This window comes from Gordonia sp. L191 (assembly GCF_030077625.1).
In the GTDB taxonomy this organism is placed as follows: Bacteria; Actinomycetota; Actinomycetes; order Mycobacteriales; family Mycobacteriaceae; genus Gordonia; species Gordonia polyisoprenivorans_A.
On the sequence record NZ_CP125996.1, the window covers coordinates 2,651,628 to 2,668,374 of the forward strand.

Annotated in this window: 19 protein-coding genes; 1 reads left to right on the forward strand and 18 read right to left on the reverse strand. The window is 68.7% G+C overall.

Annotated features, from left to right (window positions below; all coding sequences use genetic code 11):
* Positions 1-21: 21 nt before the first annotated feature.
* The 17 genes from coaBC to QNM97_RS11880 all read right to left on the reverse strand — a co-directional run bounded on the left by coaBC (position 22) and on the right by QNM97_RS11880 (position 15,520).
* Complete coding sequence (coaBC, locus tag QNM97_RS11800) at positions 22-1,320, reverse strand: bifunctional phosphopantothenoylcysteine decarboxylase/phosphopantothenate--cysteine ligase CoaBC (protein WP_208791112.1); 1,299 nt, start codon at positions 1,318-1,320, stop codon at positions 22-24.
* Between the two features lie 20 nt (positions 1,321-1,340).
* Positions 1,341-1,640, reverse strand: a complete 300-nt coding sequence (gene rpoZ, locus QNM97_RS11805) for a DNA-directed RNA polymerase subunit omega (RefSeq protein ID WP_012834143.1) — start codon at positions 1,638-1,640, stop codon at positions 1,341-1,343.
* A 113-nt stretch (positions 1,641-1,753) separates the two neighbouring features.
* Positions 1,754-2,344 (reverse strand): guanylate kinase, encoded by a 591-nt coding sequence (gene gmk / locus QNM97_RS11810; RefSeq protein ID WP_208791111.1) that lies wholly within the window; start codon positions 2,342-2,344, stop codon positions 1,754-1,756.
* A 26-nt stretch (positions 2,345-2,370) separates the two neighbouring features.
* Entirely contained in the window at positions 2,371-2,685 is a 315-nt protein-coding gene (gene mihF, locus QNM97_RS11815) for an integration host factor, actinobacterial type (protein WP_006370261.1), read from the reverse strand.
* Positions 2,686-3,176: 491 nt separating this feature from the next.
* Positions 3,177-3,446 carry an ATP-binding protein gene (locus tag QNM97_RS11820; protein WP_283822879.1) on the reverse strand — a complete coding sequence of 90 codons (270 nt, stop codon included), beginning with the start codon at positions 3,444-3,446 and terminating at the stop codon, positions 3,177-3,179.
* On the reverse strand, positions 3,443-3,802 hold the full coding sequence (locus QNM97_RS11825; protein WP_283822880.1) for a hypothetical protein: 360 nt from the start codon (positions 3,800-3,802) through the stop codon (positions 3,443-3,445). Before QNM97_RS11825 ends, QNM97_RS11820 begins: the two co-directional genes overlap by 4 nt.
* Positions 3,799-4,437 (reverse strand): response regulator, encoded by a 639-nt coding sequence (locus QNM97_RS11830; RefSeq protein ID WP_283822881.1) that lies wholly within the window; start codon positions 4,435-4,437, stop codon positions 3,799-3,801. Before QNM97_RS11830 ends, QNM97_RS11825 begins: the two co-directional genes overlap by 4 nt.
* Positions 4,438-4,459: 22 nt before the next feature.
* A complete protein-coding gene (gene pyrF, locus QNM97_RS11835; RefSeq protein WP_283822882.1) occupies positions 4,460-5,281 on the reverse strand; it encodes an orotidine-5'-phosphate decarboxylase in 822 nt (273 codons plus the stop codon).
* Complete coding sequence (gene carB / locus QNM97_RS11840; protein WP_283822883.1) at positions 5,278-8,628, reverse strand: carbamoyl-phosphate synthase large subunit; 3,351 nt, start codon at positions 8,626-8,628, stop codon at positions 5,278-5,280. Before carB ends, pyrF begins: the two co-directional genes overlap by 4 nt.
* Entirely contained in the window at positions 8,628-9,797 is a 1,170-nt protein-coding gene (gene carA, locus QNM97_RS11845) for a glutamine-hydrolyzing carbamoyl-phosphate synthase small subunit (protein ID WP_283822884.1), read from the reverse strand. Before carA ends, carB begins: the two co-directional genes overlap by 1 nt.
* Complete coding sequence (locus QNM97_RS11850; protein ID WP_208791105.1) at positions 9,794-10,360, reverse strand: PH-like domain-containing protein; 567 nt, start codon at positions 10,358-10,360, stop codon at positions 9,794-9,796. The genes carA and QNM97_RS11850 overlap by 4 nt, the downstream gene beginning before the upstream one ends.
* Positions 10,357-11,667: a dihydroorotase gene (locus tag QNM97_RS11855; RefSeq protein WP_283822885.1), complete on the reverse strand. Its 1,311-nt coding sequence runs from the start codon at positions 11,665-11,667 to the stop codon at positions 10,357-10,359. The genes QNM97_RS11850 and QNM97_RS11855 overlap by 4 nt, the downstream gene beginning before the upstream one ends.
* On the reverse strand, positions 11,664-12,614 hold the full coding sequence (locus QNM97_RS11860) for an aspartate carbamoyltransferase catalytic subunit (RefSeq protein ID WP_283822887.1): 951 nt from the start codon (positions 12,612-12,614) through the stop codon (positions 11,664-11,666). Before QNM97_RS11860 ends, QNM97_RS11855 begins: the two co-directional genes overlap by 4 nt.
* Positions 12,614-13,201: a bifunctional pyr operon transcriptional regulator/uracil phosphoribosyltransferase PyrR gene (gene pyrR, locus QNM97_RS11865; protein ID WP_208791102.1), complete on the reverse strand. Its 588-nt coding sequence runs from the start codon at positions 13,199-13,201 to the stop codon at positions 12,614-12,616. The genes QNM97_RS11860 and pyrR overlap by 1 nt, the downstream gene beginning before the upstream one ends.
* Positions 13,202-13,331: 130 nt before the next feature.
* Positions 13,332-13,799: a transcription antitermination factor NusB gene (nusB, locus tag QNM97_RS11870; protein WP_208791101.1), complete on the reverse strand. Its 468-nt coding sequence runs from the start codon at positions 13,797-13,799 to the stop codon at positions 13,332-13,334.
* Positions 13,800-13,813: 14 nt separating this feature from the next.
* Positions 13,814-14,377, reverse strand: coding sequence for an elongation factor P (gene efp, locus QNM97_RS11875; protein WP_014359916.1), 564 nt, complete (start codon positions 14,375-14,377; stop codon positions 13,814-13,816).
* A 36-nt stretch (positions 14,378-14,413) separates the two neighbouring features.
* Positions 14,414-15,520 (reverse strand): M24 family metallopeptidase, encoded by a 1,107-nt coding sequence (locus QNM97_RS11880; RefSeq protein ID WP_283822888.1) that lies wholly within the window; start codon positions 15,518-15,520, stop codon positions 14,414-14,416.
* A 114-nt stretch (positions 15,521-15,634) separates the two neighbouring features.
* On the opposite strand from QNM97_RS11880, the gene QNM97_RS11885 reads away from it, so the two are divergent.
* Positions 15,635-16,135: a B-4DMT family transporter gene (locus QNM97_RS11885; protein ID WP_283822889.1), complete on the forward strand. Its 501-nt coding sequence runs from the start codon at positions 15,635-15,637 to the stop codon at positions 16,133-16,135.
* A 36-nt stretch (positions 16,136-16,171) separates the two neighbouring features.
* On the opposite strand, the gene QNM97_RS11890 is transcribed toward QNM97_RS11885, so the two are convergent.
* On the reverse strand, positions 16,172-16,729 hold the full coding sequence (locus tag QNM97_RS11890; RefSeq protein ID WP_283822890.1) for a hypothetical protein: 558 nt from the start codon (positions 16,727-16,729) through the stop codon (positions 16,172-16,174).
* Positions 16,730-16,747: the final 18 nt, after the last annotated feature.

The window sequence follows — 16,747 nt, forward strand, 5'->3', positions numbered from 1 at the left end:
GTAGACAAAACTACACAGGGGTCATGACGTGTGCGTGGCGGGCGTTGCGGTGCCCGATCCATCAGGCACCAGTGAGCGGACCGCGTCAAGGATCCGGCTCGCCATGAGTGTTTTGGTCCCCATCGGCAGTGCGGTCTCCTCGCCGTGCGCCGACAGCAGCCACCCGGTGTTGTCCTCGGTGCCGAAAGCCTTGCCGTTGCCCACGGCGTTGACCACCAGCAGATCGCACCCCTTGCGCTTGAGTTTCGCGCGACCGTGGTCGAGGACCCCACCCGTCTCGTCGCCGGTCTCGGCGGCGAAACCCACGATCACCGTTTCGACCGGGATGGATCCGGCGTCACGGGCCTCGACGAGTCCGCGCAGGATGTCGGGGTTGGTGGTCAACTCGACCGGAGCGGGCCCCGCGTCACCCTTCTTGATCTTGGACTCCGCGGTGGACACGGGCCGGAAGTCGGCGACCGCGGCCGCCATGATGACGACGTCGGCGTCGGCGGCGCGGCGGGTCATCTCCGCGGCCAGTTCGCGCGCGCTGTCGATCGGGACGACCTCGACGGCGGCGGGCTCGCCGGCCCCGGCGGTCGACCCGGCGACCACGGTCACCTCGGCACCGCGCTGTGCGGCCGCGCGGGCGAGTGCGAAACCTTGTTTGCCGGAGCTGTGGTTACCCAGGAAGCGGACCGGATCGAGAGGCTCGCGGGTGCCGCCGGCGCTGATCAGTACGCGTACCCCGACAAGATCGTGCGGCAGGGCGTCGGCGCGGTCGAGCAACAGCTCACCGATGAGGGCGATCTCCTGAGGCTCGGGCAGACGTCCGGGTCCGCTGTCGGTTCCGGTGAGCCGGCCCGACGCCGGCGACATGACGATGTTCCCGCGCTCCCGCAGCGTCGCGACGTTGGCCTGGGTGGCCCGGTGGCGCCACATCTCGGTGTGCATCGCCGGCACGAACAACACCGGGCACGTCGTCACCAGCAGTGAGGCGGTGAGCAGATCGTCGGCACGGCCGGTCGCGGCACGCGAGAGCAGATCAGCGGTCGCCGGGGCGATGATCACCAGGTCGGCACCCTGGCCGAGCCGTACGTGCACGACCTCGTCGACGCCGTCGAAGACCTCGGTGCTGACCGGGTTACCGGAAAGCGCCTCGAAGGTCGCGGCGCCGACGAATTCCAACGCGTTGCGCGTGGGCACGACCCGGACGTCGTGGCCGTCCTCGGTGAAATGCCGGATGAGCGAACACACCTTGTAGGCGGCGATCCCACCGCCCACCCCGATCAGGATGCGCTTGCGGCCGCGTGCTGCCGGGCCGGTCGTCGCTGCGGTCATCTGCGGACCTGCGGGGTTTCTTACTCGCCCTCGGTGTGCTCGAGCAGGTCGGAGTGGATCTCGCGCATCGCGATCGACAGCGGCTTCTCCTGCAGACCCGGCTCGACGAGCGGGCCGACGTATTCGAGGATGCCGTCGCCGAGCTGGTTGTAGTAGTCGTTGATCTGCCGGGCGCGCTTGGCGGCGTAGATGACCAGCGCGTACTTCGACGACGCGCGCTCGAGGAGGTCGTCGATCGGGGGGTTGGTGATACCCAGCGGGGTGTCGTAGGCCGGTGCGTCGGCGATCTCGGTCATCTCGAAGTTGGTCTGCGTGCTCACGCGAACTCCTGGGAGTTGTGGGGTGGAAAGTCTGTCGGGGTGGAAGTCTGCGGGGTTGGAATCTGAGGGGTTGGCATCTGGGCGGGAACCGGCGACATGGTCGCCGGCGGCGGTCAGCTCGCCGCTGATTCGGGTCCGACCAGCAAGGATACCAATTCATCGGCGGCGCGGTCGACTCGGGAGTTCACGATGACGTGATCGAACTCGTCCTGAGCAGCCATCTCGGTGCGTGCGGTGGCCAATCGGGCATCGATCGCCTCGGGCGTTTCGGTGCCGCGACCACGCAATCGTGACTCCAGTTCGTCCCAGCTCGGCGGAGCCAGGAACACCAGGTCCGCCTCCGGAAGTCGGCGTCGCACATTGCGGGCGCCGACCAGATCGACCTCGAGCAGAACCGGCACGCCGGACTCCAGCGCCTGCTCCACGGGGCGCAACGGTGTGCCCGAGCGCTGCAGCCCGCCGTGGATCTCGGCCCATTCGAGCAACTCGCCGTCGGCGATCATGCGGTCGAAGTCGGCGCGGGAGACGAAGTGGTAATCGCGTCCGTCGACCTCGCCGGGGCGGGGATCGCGGGTGGTCGCCGAGACACTGAACCACAGGTCGGGAACCAGCTCCCGAACCCTGCCGACGACCGTCGACTTGCCCACAGCAGAGGGGCCGACCAGTACCACCAGTCGGCCCCTCGTACGTGTGGGCTGGCCCATCACGCTGCTGTGTTCGTTGTGCTCGGTCAGGAGCTGAACTTCTCGAGCAACGCCTTGCGCTGACGATCGCCGAGACCGCGCAGGCGGCGCGTCGGGGCGATCTCCAGCTCGTTCATGATCTCCTGCGCCTTGACCTTGCCGACCTTCGGCAGGGCTTCGAGCAGGGCCGAGACCTTCATCTTGCCCAAGATCTCGTCATCTTCGGCATCCTTGAGCACCTGCTTGAGGTCGGTGCCACCACGCTTGAGACGCTCTTTGAGCTCGGCGCGCGCTCGGCGGGCGGCAGCAGCCTTCTCCAACGCAGCGGCGCGCTGCTCGTCTGTCAACTGGGGAAGCGCCACGGGTTCCTCCGTCTTTCGTTATCGATCTGGACTGCACCGGCACCGTGTGGTGCCCGGTGGCGTGTGGCCGCTCGTGAGCGGGTGCGGTGGGTCGCTGCGACGGATCGCCACGACCGGCACTCACCGATTTGGTGCGGCGAAAGCGACCGTACCCACGTGAGCAGGCATTTGCGAGGGCCACCCCTGCCAAGCGCCGCGTGGGCGGTGCTGTAGGTTGCCCGCGGACCGCCCGCCGGTGGGCGGGTCGATCGGGCATCACCGTACCCCATCAACCCGGATGGTTGCGACCATAACCGCAGGTGAGCGGGGTGTGTCGAGACCGACACCAGAATGCGGCGATCTCGCCGGGCGACGACCGACTCTGCCCACGGCGACAACTCTGGGACTGGTGTGACGGGTGTGGTCACGTCGAATTGCTCCGAACATTCCCCGCACGTTGCGCGTGTCGTGGGACCCGAACGGCAAACGGAGGACCGGCTCGGCGGATCGGCTCAGCGGTCTGTCGGGACCGTCGCGATCGCCACGGTCCCGCCGCCGGGGCGGGCCCGGACCGTCAGGGATCCGCCGGCGGCGGCCAGCCGAACCCGACGTGAGGCGAGCCCGAGGTGGCCGGTGGCCATCTGGGCGTCGAGTCGCTCGCCCGACACGTCGTCGTCGGTGACGCCGACACCGTCGTCCACGACGATCAGCCGCGCCTGCCCGTCGGTGTGCTCGAGCGTGAGCTCCACCCGGTGCGCGCGGGCATGTTTGACCACGTTCATGTCGCGTCGGAGGCGGCGGCGAAGGACGCGACGGTGGTGAGGGCCACCAGATCGACCAACAGCGCCAGCCACGCCCAGTACAGCGTCCGCCGGCCGGCACGTCGTGCGGGCACGATGCTGGCGACCGCCCACACCACGTAGGCGCCGACGACCGCCCAGGTCGGCACCAACAGGTGCGCGGGTGGATCGAGGGCGACGACAAGCGTCGTGAACACCGCCAGCGTCAGCCGCACCACCACCTGCACACGCAGCCCGAGCAGGGCGTGTTCGTAGAGGATGCGGTCGAGTGCCGGCTCACCGAGACCCGGTGCGGAAAACCCGCGTGGCCGCCACCGCCCGAGAGGCTCCCGACTCATTCGATGAGGTGTTGCCGCATGCCCTCGGCGACCGCGGCGGCACGATCGGAGACACCGAGCTTCTGATAGAGGTTGCCCGCGTGGGTCTTGACGGTCGACGCACCGATGTAGAGCTCGGCGGCGATCTGCGGAATGGACAGGCCTCGCGCGAAACCGTTGAGCACCTGGCTTTCTCGCTCACTGAGTGTCGGTACACCGGGAGCGGCGTGCGCCCGGATCTGGGTGACGAGACCGGCGGCGAGCTCGGGTGGCACGACCGTCTCGCCGCGCGCGACCCGTTCGACGGCTCCGACGATGGCGTCGCGGTCGGCGTCCTTCGACATGTAGCCCGCCGCACCCTCGCGCAGCGCGTCGAACACGACCACCGAATCGGTGACCGCCGAGAGCAGCAGCACCTTGGTGGAGACACCGTCCCGGGTCACCGCGTGGACGAGATCGATACCCGTCATGCCGGGCATCTGGTAGTCGACGACGGCGACGTCGGGCTGCAGTTCGCCGATCGTGGCGATCCCCGACCGCGCATCCCCGGCCTCCCCGACCACCCGGATGCGACCGCTGGCCGACAGTCCTCGCAACAGACCGTCCCGGAAGAACGGGTGATCGTCGACGACCACGACGCTGATGGTCCGGTTCATGCGGCCTCCTCGGGCGCCGGCCTCACGACAGCGCTGATTCCACCTCATCACGCGCGGCCTCGAACGACGCGCGCAACGCGCCGATGTCGGGGCCGGCGCGCAGCACCCCGCGTGAACTCGCCGGCAGCAGCCAGGCGAGGTCGGCCTCGGCGAAGACCGAACCGAGATCCTCGGCGCGTGCTCCTTGGGCGCCGAGGCCCGGGGCCAGGACGGGACCGGCGAGTGCGGTGAGATCGAGGCCGTGCGCACGGGTCGCACCGACCACCACGCCCACCGTGCCCGCGCCGTCGGTGTTGACCGCGGCGGCCGCGTCGACGATCCGCTGCCCCACCGTTCGCCCGTCGGCATCGGCCAGTTGCACCGACGCACCCTCCGGGTTGGAGGTGCGGGCGAGGACGAACACGCCCCGCCCGGCCGGGCGTGCCGCGTCGAGTGCCGGTGCGAGGGAACCGAATCCGAGGTACGGGGAGACGGTGACCGCGTCGGAGGCCAGCGGCGACGAATCGTCGAGCCACGCTCGCGCGTAGGCGGCCATCGTCGATCCGATGTCACCGCGTTTGGCGTCGGCGAGCACGAGCGCCCCGGCGTCGCGGCATCCGGCGATGACCCGTTCGAGGGTCGCCAGGCCGGCCGCGCCGAACGGCTCGAAGAACGCCACCTGCGGTTTGACGACCGCCGCCACCGACCCGAACGCCTCGATACAGATGTCGGCGAAGCGGTCCAGCCCGGCCGGGTCGGCTCCGAGTCCCCAGGATTCGAGGAGTTCGACGTGCGGGTCGATCCCCGCGCACAGCCGCCCCCGTGCGGTGACGGCGGTGCGGAAACGGGGACCGAAGCCGGTCACTTCTCGGTCCCGCCCGGCTCGTTCACCAGGGCCGCGTGGCGCCGCTGCAGCGCCTCGACACCCATCTGGTTGCCCCGCGCGGCCTCGATGCCCTGCACTGCCGCGCTGGCACCCTGCACCGTGGTGATACACGGGATTCCGGCGGCCACGGCGGCACTGCGGATCTCGTAGCCGTCGACCCGCGGGCCGGACTGGCCGTAGGGCGTGTTGATGACCATCGCCACCTCACCGGCGCGGATGGCGTCGAGGATGGTCGGCTCCCCCGGCTGTGCCTCGAAGTGCTTGCGCACCGTCTGCGACTCGATGCCGTTGCGCCGCAACACCTCTGCGGTTCCCTCGGTGGCCAGGATGGTGAATCCGAGGTCGGCGAGGTGTTTGACCGGGAACAGCAGCGCCCGCTTGTCCTTGTTGGCCACCGACACGAAGACGGCGCCGTCGGTGGGCAGCGAGCCGTAGGCGGCGGTCTGCGACTTGGCGAAGGCCCGCCCGAAATCGGCGTCGATGCCCATCACCTCACCGGTGGACTTCATCTCCGGACTGAGCAGCGAGTCGACCCCGGTGCCGTCGTGGCGGCGGAACCTGTTGAACGGCAACACCGCTTCCTTCACCGCGATCGGTGCGTGCACCGGGGCGTGGCCACCGTCGCCGTCGGCGGCGAGGATGCCCTGATCACGCAGTTCGGCGATGGAGGTGCCCAGCATGACGCGGGCACATGCCTTGGCCAGCGGTATCGCGGTGGCCTTGGAGACGAACGGCACCGTGCGGCTCGCGCGGGGGTTGGCCTCGAGCACGTAGAGGATGTCGTCCTTGAGCGCGTACTGGACGTTGAGCAGTCCGCGCACCCCGATCCCCTTGGCCAGTGCCTCGGTCGACTCGCGCACCATCTGCAGGTCCGCGCGACCGAGGGTGATCGGCGGCAGCGCGCACGCCGAGTCGCCGGAGTGGATCCCGGCCTCCTCGATGTGCTCCATGATCCCGCCGATGTAGACCTCGGTGCCGTCGCACAGCGCGTCGACGTCGATCTCCACCGCGTCCTCGAGGAACCGGTCCACCAGCACCGGGTGATCGGGGGTCAATTCGGTTGCGCGCGAGATGTAGTCGGCCAGGGACGACTCGTCGTAGACGATCTCCATGCCGCGCCCGCCGAGCACGTAGGAGGGACGCACCAGGACCGGGTAGCCGATCCGGGCGGCGGTCTCGCGTGCCTCGTCGAAGCTGGTGGCCGTCCCGAACGCCGGCGCGGGCAGTCCCGCGGCGGTCAGCACCTTGCCGAATTCGCCACGGTCCTCGGCGAGGTCGATGGCCGCGGGGCTGGTGCCGACGATGGGGACGCCCGCGGATTCGAGCCGGTCGGCCAATCCCAGCGGGGTCTGCCCGCCCAGCTGGACGATGACGCCGGCGACGGTGCCCGACTCCGATTCGGCGTGGAACACCTCGAGGACGTCCTCGAAGGTCAACGGCTCGAAGTACAGGCGATCGGCGGTGTCGTAGTCGGTCGAGACGGTCTCCGGGTTGCAGTTGACCATGACCGTCTCGTAGCCGGCCTCGCTGAGCGTGAGCGCGGCGTGCACGCACGAGTAGTCGAATTCGATGCCCTGCCCGATGCGGTTGGGTCCCGAACCCAGGATCAGGACCTTGGGCCGATCGGGCTGCGGCGCGATCTCGCTGGTCGCCGCCGGATCGAGCTCATAGGTCGAATAGTGATAGGGCGTCTTGGCCTCGAATTCGGCCGCGCACGTGTCGACGGTCTTGTAGACCGGGCGGACACCCGAGGCGTGCCGGAAGGCGCGGACCGCGTCCTCGTCGGCGAAATCCGAACGCAGCGCCGCGATCTGGCGATCGGAGAAGCCGGTCGACTTGGCCTCGCGCAGCAACTCCGCCGTCAGCTGCCCGGCGTCGCGGATCTCGGTGCCCAGCGCCGCGATCCCGCCGATCTCGGCGAGGAACCACGGGTCGATCGCGGTGGCCTCGTACAACTGCTCGACGGTGGCGCCGGCATCGAAGGCCAGCATGATGCCGTAGAGCCGGCCGTCCTTGGGGGTGCGCAACTGCTCGAGGAGCGCCTCGAGGTCCACCGTCGACGGGTCGGACCGGTTGGGCTCGGTCCAGAATCCGGCCGCCTTGGTCTCCAGCGAGCGCATCACCTTGCCCAGCGCCTCGGCGAACGACCGGCCCAGACTCATCGCCTCGCCCACCGACTTCATGGTGGTGGTCAGTGTGTCGTCGGCGCCGGGGAACTTCTCGAACGCGAACCGCGGAGCCTTGACCACGACGTAGTCGAGTGTCGGCTCGAAGCAGGCCGGAGTCTCCTTGGTGATGTCGTTGGTGATCTCGTCGAGGCTGTACCCGATCGCGAGTTTCGCGGCGATCTTGGCGATCGGGAATCCCGTCGCCTTGGAGGCCAGCGCCGAGGACCGCGAGACACGGGGATTCATCTCGATGACGACGAGACGACCGTCGGCGGGGTCCTGCGCGAACTGGATGTTGCAGCCGCCGGTGTCGACGCCGACCTCGCGCAGGATGGCGATCGAGAGATCGCGCATCTTCTGGTATTCGCGGTCGGTGAGGGTCATCGCCGGCGCCACGGTCACCGAGTCACCGGTGTGCACCCCGACCGGGTCGACGTTCTCGATGGAGCAGATGACGACCACGTTGTCGCGGTTGTCACGCATCAGCTCGAGCTCGTATTCCTTCCAGCCGAGGATCGACTCCTCGATGAGCACATTCGCCGTCGGCGATGCGGCCAGGCCACCGCCGGCGATGCGCTCGAGGTCGTTCTCGTCGTAGGCCATGCCCGATCCGAGGCCGCCCATGGTGAACGACGGCCGCACCACCACCGGATAGCCGAGTTCGGCGACGGTCTCGCGCACCTCGGCCATGGTGTGGCAGACGGCCGAGCGGGCGCTCTCGCCGCCGACCTTGGCGACGATGTCCTTGAACATCTGCCGGTCCTCGCCGCGCTGGATGGCATCGAAGTCGGCGCCGATGAGCTCGATGCCGTATTTCTCCAGCGAACCCCGATCATGCAGTGCCACAGCCGTGTTCAGCGCCGTCTGACCACCGAGGGTGGCCAGCACGGCGTCGATGGGATGCCCGGCGTCGCGTTCGGCCTCGATGACCTTCTCGACGTATTCGGCGGTGATCGGCTCGATGTAGGTGGCATCGGCGAACTCCGGGTCGGTCATGATCGTGGCCGGGTTGGAGTTCACCAGGCTCACCCGCAGGCCCTCGGCCTTGAGGACGCGGCACGCCTGGGTGCCGGAGTAGTCGAACTCGCAGGCCTGGCCGATGACGATCGGTCCAGAACCGATCACCAGGACGTGCGACAGGTCGGTGCGGCGCGGCATCAGGCCCTCGTTCCGTTGGCGCGGTCACCCTCGAGCAGGGTGACGAATTTGTCGAAGAGATACGCGGCGTCATGGGGTCCGGCCGCGGCCTCGGGATGGTATTGCACCGAAAACGCACGGCCCGAGAGCAATTCGACGCCCTCGACGGTTCCGTCGTTGGCGCAGGTGTGGCTGACGCGGGCCCGGCCGAAATCGGTGTCGAACTCCTCGCCGGCCTCCCCCTCGAGGGCGAACCCGTGGTTCTGGGAGGTGATCGACACCGTGCCGGTGGCGTGGTCGATGACCGGGATGTTGATCCCGCGGTGCCCGAAGGTCATCTTGTAGGTGGAGCGGCCCAGGGCTCGTCCGAGGATCTGGTTACCGAAGCAGATCCCGAACAGCGGCAGATCCGCTCCGAGGACCTCGCGGGTCAGTGCGACGGCGGCATCGGCGGTCGCCGGGTCGCCGGGACCGTTGGACAAGAACACCCCGTCGGGCCGGAGTTCGCGGATGGCCGCGAAGGACGTGTCGGAGGGCAACACGTGCACCGCCACGCCGCGCTGGGCGAACATCCGAGGGGTGTTGGTCTTGATACCCAGATCGATGGCGGCGACGGTCAGTCGCGCCTGCTGCGCGGGCTCGACGAGGTAGCCCCGGTCGGTGGACACCTCCCCGGCGAGGTCGGCGCCCTTCATCGACGGCTGGCTGCGCACGCGGCCGAGCATCTCCTCGGTGGAGGCGAGCGCCGGACCGGAGAACACACCGGCCCGCATCGATCCGTGATCACGCAGCACGCGCACGACGGTGCGGGTGTCGATACCCGCGATGCCGACCACACCCTGGCGGACGAGTTCCTCCTCGAGGCTCGTCGTGGCCCGCCAATTCGACACGCGCCGTGTGGGATTGCGGATCGCGTAACCGGCCACCCAGATCTTGCCGGAGTCACCGTCGATGCCGTCGCTCCCGGCGCTGCCGGTCGATTCGCCGTCCTCGGGGTTCCAACCGGTGTTGCCGATCTGCGGTGCGGTCGCGACCACGATCTGGCGGTGATAGCTCGGGTCGGTCAGCGTCTCCTGATATCCGGTCATCGCGGTGCAGAACACGGCCTCACCGAGTGTCTCGCCGGTGGCGCCGTAGGGCTGCCCGGAGAACACCTGACCGTTCTCGAGCACCAGAACCGCTGCGGTCATTGATCTTTCCCCTGTTCGCTATCGGTCAATGTCTCAGTGTGGGCCGGGGTCTCGGAATCGGCCGGTGCCGCGGAGAATTCGGCGATCCACGGCGGGTAGACGGCCTTGTCGTCGGCGCGGAAGCCGGAGTCGATCTCGGTTCCCGACGGCAGCGTCCACCGGATCACCAGCACACCGCCGCGGCCCATCACCTTTCCGGCATGGCCGTTCTCGGTCCGGATCGCGGTGATCGACGACCGCGGAATCCAGATCGTGGAGGCGCCGGCGCGCTCGATGCCGATACCGTCGGTGAACGCGGAGATGTCGGCGGCGGCGCGATCGCCGAAATCACCGACGGCGACCCGGTTCTGCCAGCTCGGGGCGAGCGTGGCGCCGAGATAGAGCCCGGAATCCGGGCCGAGGAGCGCAGCACCCGGATCGTCGGGGAAGCCCGGGATCTCGCCGATCGCCTCGGCCTGGCGTCGGCCTCGATTGCGCCAGCCCCGCAGCAACAGGGCCACCAGCGCCAGCCACGCGGCCAGGACGACGATCACGATGATCAGGTCGAGGAAGATCTCACTCATGCGCTCGCCCGCCCGTCCCGGGCGGTGACGACACCCCGTAGCAGCGTGGCGCTCACCCGCGCGGGCATCGTCATCTCCTCGTACGGCGTGTTCGACGACAGGCTGGCCAGCTCGTCACCGCGGACCACCCAGGGCGAGGACGGGTCGACCAGGGTCAGGTTGGCCGGTTCGCCGACGGCGATGGGGCGTCCCTGATCGGTGAGTCCGACGATCTGCGCGGGTCGTTCGCTCATCACCCGGGCGACCCCGCGCCAGTCCAGCAATCCGGGTTCGACCATGGTCGCCACGATGATCGGCAATGCCGTCTCGAGCCCGAGCATGCCCGGCTTGGCCTGGGCGAATTCGCAGCATTTGTCCTGCGAGGCGTGTGGCGCGTGATCGGTGGCCACGCAGTCGATGATGCCCTGGGCCAGTGCCTGCACGAGCGCTGCGGTGTCGCGGGCCTCCCGCAGCGGCGGGTTCACCTTGTTGACCGCGTCATAGGTGGCCAGGCGCTCGTCGGTGAGCAGCAGGTGGTGCGGGGTGACCTCGGCGGTGATGGAGATTCCCTGCTCCTTGGCCCAACGCACGAGCTCGACGGTGCCCTCGGTGGAGGCGTGACAGATGTGCACCCGGGCCCCGGCGTCGCGGGCCAGCAGCGCATCGCGCACAACGATCGACTCCTCGGCGGCGCGCGGCCATCCGGTCAAGCCCAGCCGTGCCGCGTTCGGTCCCTCGTGGGCGACGGCACCCTTGGTCAGTCGCGGCTCCTCGGCATGCTGGGCGATCAGCACGCCGAGTCCGGTGGCGTATTCGAGGGCGCGGCGCATGATCAGCGGGTCGTGGACGCATTTGCCGTCGTCGCTGAACATGCGCACACCCGCGACGCCGGCCGCCATCATGCCCATCTCGGCGAGTTGCTCACCGCCCAGGCCGACGGTGACCGCCCCGACCGGGTGGACGTCGACCAGACCCACGTCGCGCCCGATCCGCCAGACGCTGTCGGTGATCGTCGAGTTGTCGGCGACGGGATCGGTGTTGGCCATGGCGAACACTGCCGTGTACCCGCCGAGCGCCGCCGCCCGCGAGCCAGTGCGGATGGTCTCGGTGTCCTCCCGGCCCGGCTCCCGCAGGTGGGTGTGCAGGTCGACGAAACCCGGCAGCAGCACCGCACCGGCACCGTCGATGCGCTCGGCTCCGTCGGGCACCGTCACCGACGTCCCGATTTCGGTGATCACCCCGTCGACGACGGCCACGTCGACCGTGTCCTCGCCGTACGGCCGAACCTGTTGCAGGACAACAGTTCCGATGTTCCTCGGGGCGCTCACTGCGATACTCCTGACTGTTCGGTCCCGACGAGCAGGCGGAACAACACCGCCATCCGCACATGGACTCCGTTGCGTACCTGTTCGAGGACGGTGGCTGCGGGGGCGTCGGCGACCGAGAAGCCGATCTCCATGCCGCGCAGCATCGGTCCCGGATGCAGGATCACCGCCTTGTCACCGAGCAGTCCCAGGCGGCGCTCGGAGAGCCCGTAACGCACCGAGTACTCGCGCGCGCTGGGGAAGAAACCGCCGTTCATGCGTTCGGCCTGCACGCGCAGCATCATCACCGCATCGACGGCCGGCAGTTCGGCATCGAGGTCGCTCGACACGGTGACCGGCCAGGTGTCGACGCCCACCGGCAGCAGTGTCGGTGGCGCCACCAGCACCACCTCCGCGCCGAGGGTCGAGAGCAGATGCGCGTTGGAGCGGGCCACCCGGGAGTGCAGGACGTCGCCGACGATCGCGATGCGGCGACCGTGCAGTGAGCCGAGTCGCTGACGCAACGTCAGGGCATCGAGGAGCGCCTGCGTGGGGTGTTCGTGCATGCCGTCACCGGCGTTGATCACCGACGGGCCGATGCCGTCCTGTCCCTCGGTCCATTGCGCGATCTGTTGTGCCGCACCCGAAGCCGGATGCCGGACGATCAGCGCGTCGGCTCCGATGGCGCGCAGGGTCATCGCGGTGTCACGCAGCGACTCTCCCTTGCCGACCGAGGAACTCGACGCCGAGACGTTGATCACGTCGGCGCTCATCCATTTGCCCGCGGTCTCGAAGGACACCCGGGTGCGGGTGGAGTTCTCGTAGAAGACCGTCATGACGGTGCGCCCGCGCAGGGTCGGCAGTTTGCGGACCTCACGTCCGGCGAGCGCCTGCTCGAAGCGTTCGGCCTCGTCGAGCAACTCGGTGGCCTCGGCCGCCGACAGGCCCTCGGTCGACAGCAGGTGTCGCATCAGCGCTCCCCTGCGCCGGCCGCGCTCAACACGACCTCGTCGAGTCCGTCGTGCTCGACGAGGTGCACGGCGACGCTCTCGTCACGTGAGGTCGGAATGTTCTTGCCGACATAGTCTGCGCGCAAGGGCAATTCGCGGTGGCCGCGGTCGATGAGGACGGCGAGCTGCACCGCGTCGGGGCGGCCGAGGTCGCGCAGGGCGTCGAGGGCGGCCCGCACCGTGCGACCGGAGTAGAGGACGTCGTCGACCAGGATCACGATCGCGTGGTCGACACCGCCGGGCGGTACCACCGTCCGTTCGAGGGGGCGGTGGGGTTTGTCGCGCAGATCGTCGCGATACAAGGTGATGTCGAGGTAGCCGACGGGGATGTCGCGTCCGGCGAACTCGCCGATCTTGGCGGCCAGCCGGTCGGCGAGAGTGGTTCCGCGAGTGGGAATCCCGATGATGATGACGCGCGGGGCGTCGGGGGCGTCGAGAGCGTTCTTCTCGATCACCTGGTGTGCGACGCGGGCAATGGTCCGCGAGACGTCCCCGGCGTCGAGGAGAACTCGTCTACCTGAGGGTGCACCGTCGGTGGGCGTGACCACGCCGACCTCCTTCTCCGCCTCACGGGACGGATCGTTAAAGGATGTCTGTCGCGGCCAAGACTACACGCCGGAATCGTGTGCGCCGAACCGGACTCGGCCGGCTCGGCTCAGTGGACTCGGCCGGGCCGGCTCAGTGGTTGTCGCGGTCCGAACCCGCCGCCTGCGCGGCCCGCACCTGCGGGGCGAGGTCGGCGATCGTCTGCAGCACCCCGTTGACGAAGGCGGGCGAATCGTCGGTGGACAGTTCCTTGGCGAGTTCGACCGCCTCGTCGACCACGACGACCGGGTCGACGTCGGTGGCGTTGAACAACTCCCAGGTGGACAGGCGCAGGATCGCCCGGTCCACCGCGGGCAGACGGGCCAGGGTCCAGCCCTTCAGGTGCGAGGAGATGACCGCATCGATCTGCGCCTGGTCGACCACCAGACCGTCGATGACCCGCGCGGTGTAGGGGTGGATCTGTCCGACACTCTCGTCGGTACGGACCAGCTCCCGCCGTTCGGCGACGAGTTCGGCCGGGCTGACGGCCTTGGCTTCGGCCTCGAACAGCAGGTCGATGGCGCGGCGACGCGCCTTGTGTCGGGTTCCGGGCTGCTTCACGTGTGGGGATCTCGCTAGTTGTTGACGCGGCCGAGGTAACTGCCGTCGCGCGAGTCGACCTTCAGTTTGTCGCCGGTGTTGATGAACAGCGGAACCGCGATCTCGGCACCGGTCTCCATGGTGGCGGGCTTGGTGCCACCGGTGGAGCGGTCGCCCTGCAGGCCCGGATCGGTGTGGGTGACCTCGAGCTCGACGGTGACCGGCAGCTCGACGAACAGCGGGGTGCCGTCGTTGAGCGAGACCTGCACGGTCATGTTCTCCAACAGGAACCGGGCGCCGTCACCGACGGTTGCCGGTGCCAGCGAGTACTGCTCGTAGTCCTGGGCGTCCATGAAGACGTAGTCGGTGCCGTCGTTGTAGAGGTAGGTCATGTCACGACGGTCGACGGTCGCGGTCTCCACCTTGACCCCGGCATTGAAGGTCTTATCGACGGTCTTTCCCGACAGGATGTTCTTGATCTTGGTGCGCACGAAGGCCGGGCCCTTGCCAGGCTTGACGTGCTGGAACTCCAGGATCTGCCAGAGCTGGTCGTCCATGCGGAGCACGAGGCCGTTCTTGAAATCGGCGGTGGTCGCCATATGTGTCGTCTCTTCCTTACTTGACGTCGAGAACCGTCAGATGACGGTGAATGTCTTGTCGCTGGCGGTCAGCAGCTCCGGTTCGCCGTCGGTGACGACGAGGGTGTCCTCGATCCTGACTCCACCTCGGCCCGGGAGGTAGACCCCGGGTTCCACGGTCACCGCTGCGCCGCAAGGCAGTGTACCCGTTGCGAGCTTGCCGATTCCGGGCGCTTCATGGATCTCGAGGCCGACTCCGTGCCCGAGACCGTGCACGTAGTTCTCCGCGTGACCGGCGTCGGCGATGACCGACCGGGCCGCGGCGTCCACCCCGCGTAGGTCGGCACCCGGGTGCAGTGCCGAACGACCGGCGGCCTGCGCGGTGGCGACGAGTTCGTAGATCTCACGTTGCCACGACGCGGCGCGGCGGAGCACGAAGGTCCGGGTCATGTCGGAGTGGTAGCCGCCGAACACCGCGCCGAAGTCGATCTTCACAAAGTCGCCGTCGGCGAGCACACCGTGGGTGGGGCGATGGTGCGGAATCGCCGAGTGGGCGCCTGCGGCGACGATGGTCTCGAAGGCCACCGCGTCCGCGCCGCGCCGGAACATCTCCCACTCCAGGGCGCGGGCGACCTCTCGCTCGGTGGCTCCTGCCCGTAATCCCCCGCCTTCGATCAGTGCGGCAAGTGCCTCGTCGCCGATCCGGCAGGCCCGCCGCAACAGCGCGATCTCCCCGGCATCCTTGATCTCCCGCAAGCCCTGCACCAGGCCGGTCCGACCGACGAGTTCGACTCCGCCCGGCGCGTCCGCGCCCAGAGCCCGGTGCGCGGCGACCGTGAGCGCGTCGGCTTCGAACCCGATCCGTCGCGCCCCGGCGTCGGCGGCGACGCGGAGCAGAGCCGGTGGGCAGTCGCGGGCGATGACGGGTTCGAGATCACCGGCCTGCTCACCGACCTGGGTGAGATAGCGGCCGTCGGTGCAGATGCGATCGCCCGCCGGACCCGACGCCGAGATCAACACCGCACCGTTGGAGCCGGTGAATCCGGTCAGGTAGCGCACGTTGGTGAGATCACCGACCAGGAATGCGTCGACGGCGAGGTCACCACCACCGATCAGGTCACGCAGCCGGTCACGACGACCGGCATGGTCATGTGTGAAGGTCATGGCTTCACGGTAAGGCCTCGAGCCCGACCGTCCGCGCCGAGACGCACCCTGCGTCGAGCCGCGAACTGTGTCCAAGAGCACTGAATGCGCCAACCCTCTAGTAACGTGTTCGGCATGTTCTCTTCCTGGTTGCTGCGCGGAGTGGTCATGACCGCGGTGCACGTCGTGGCCCGAGTGGTGCTCGGACTGGCCATCATCCACGCTCCCCTGCACTCCACGGTGTGGAAGACGATCGCGGTCGCCGTGGTCGTGCTGGTGTCCCTGCTCTGGGGCGGTATCGACGGCATCGCCGACGCGCGGGCCAACCCCGACCCCGACGACTATGAGGACCTCACCGTCCGCTGGCTCAAGGCCGGCGTCTTCGCGGGTGTCGTCGCCGGTCTCATCTCCTGGATCCTGGGCAGCTTCGTCTTCGCCGGGATCGGCCAGGCCAGCCTGTGGGTCGAACTGATCGCCGGTGGCTCGTTCACCGCGCTCCTGATCTTCGTCCCCGCGTTCGTCGGCGCCGCGGTGGGTCGCTGGCTGATGCGCCGCGATCAGCGCAAGAACTCCCACGACGACGACTGGTCGGTGCACCCCGACGCGCAGCCAACCGAGCAGATCGAGCGGGTCTGACACACCTCGCCCAGTCCTCGGCCAGCGTGCGGCGATTCACTGTCGGCAGAACGGCTCGCCAGGCAACGGGTGCCGCCCGATAGTGGCGTCGAAGGGCAGATCGCGCACCAACTCGGGCCGCTCATCGTACGGATCGACCTCTGCAGGCGCGCTGCGAAGATAGTCACCCAGGTAGTCGAAGAACCAGATCTCGAAAACGCCGTCACGAGCACGTTCGTAGCCGCAGTGGGCGGCGGCCGTCACCAGATCGAAGCCGTCGTTCGGTGAGCACGCACGGAAAGCGGAGAGGAAGTCCGCGCACCGTTCGTCGGTGGCCCAGAGTTCGCGTTCGACCTCGGGGTCCTGCGCTGCGAGGTCCTGGTGCCCCCCAGACCGTTCGGCCCACCACGCGTCTTCCTCGTCCTCCGACATACCCCGCGTCGGACTCGGTGTCGGGGTGGTCCACCACACGAAAGTCGGGTCGTCCGCGCGGATCAGTCCCCACTGTCCCTGGCGCCAGTCGGCCACCGGTGATTCCAGCCGGGCGCGCGCCAGCGTCCACCCGGGTAGCGGTTCGCCGAAGTAGACGGGCGAGACGACACACTGTTCACACACCGACGCCGTCCCTCGTCA

Excerpts from the sequence above, each read along its gene's own strand:
- gmk (WP_208791111.1), bottom strand. The coding sequence starts at position 2,344 with ATGGGCCAGCCCACACGTACGAGGGGCCGACTGGTGGTACTGGTCGGC.
- efp (WP_014359916.1), bottom strand. The coding sequence starts at position 14,377 with ATGGCGACCACCGCCGATTTCAAGAACGGCCTCGTGCTCCGCATGGAC.
- QNM97_RS11850 (WP_208791105.1), bottom strand. The coding sequence starts at position 10,360 with ATGAGTGAGATCTTCCTCGACCTGATCATCGTGATCGTCGTCCTGGCC.
- QNM97_RS11825 (WP_283822880.1), bottom strand. The coding sequence starts at position 3,802 with ATGAGTCGGGAGCCTCTCGGGCGGTGGCGGCCACGCGGGTTTTCCGCA.
- carA (WP_283822884.1), bottom strand. The coding sequence starts at position 9,797 with ATGACCGCAGCGGTTCTGGTGCTCGAGAACGGTCAGGTGTTCTCCGGG.
- carB (WP_283822883.1), bottom strand. The coding sequence starts at position 8,628 with ATGCCGCGCCGCACCGACCTGTCGCACGTCCTGGTGATCGGTTCTGGA.
- QNM97_RS11860 (WP_283822887.1), bottom strand. The coding sequence starts at position 12,614 with ATGCGACACCTGCTGTCGACCGAGGGCCTGTCGGCGGCCGAGGCCACC.
- coaBC (WP_208791112.1), bottom strand. The coding sequence starts at position 1,320 with ATGACCGCAGCGACGACCGGCCCGGCAGCACGCGGCCGCAAGCGCATC.
- QNM97_RS11880 (WP_283822888.1), bottom strand. The coding sequence starts at position 15,520 with ATGACCTTCACACATGACCATGCCGGTCGTCGTGACCGGCTGCGTGAC.
- QNM97_RS11830 (WP_283822881.1), bottom strand. The coding sequence starts at position 4,437 with ATGAACCGGACCATCAGCGTCGTGGTCGTCGACGATCACCCGTTCTTC.
- QNM97_RS11820 (WP_283822879.1), bottom strand. The coding sequence starts at position 3,446 with ATGAACGTGGTCAAACATGCCCGCGCGCACCGGGTGGAGCTCACGCTC.
- QNM97_RS11885 (WP_283822889.1), top strand. The coding sequence starts at position 15,635 with ATGTTCTCTTCCTGGTTGCTGCGCGGAGTGGTCATGACCGCGGTGCAC.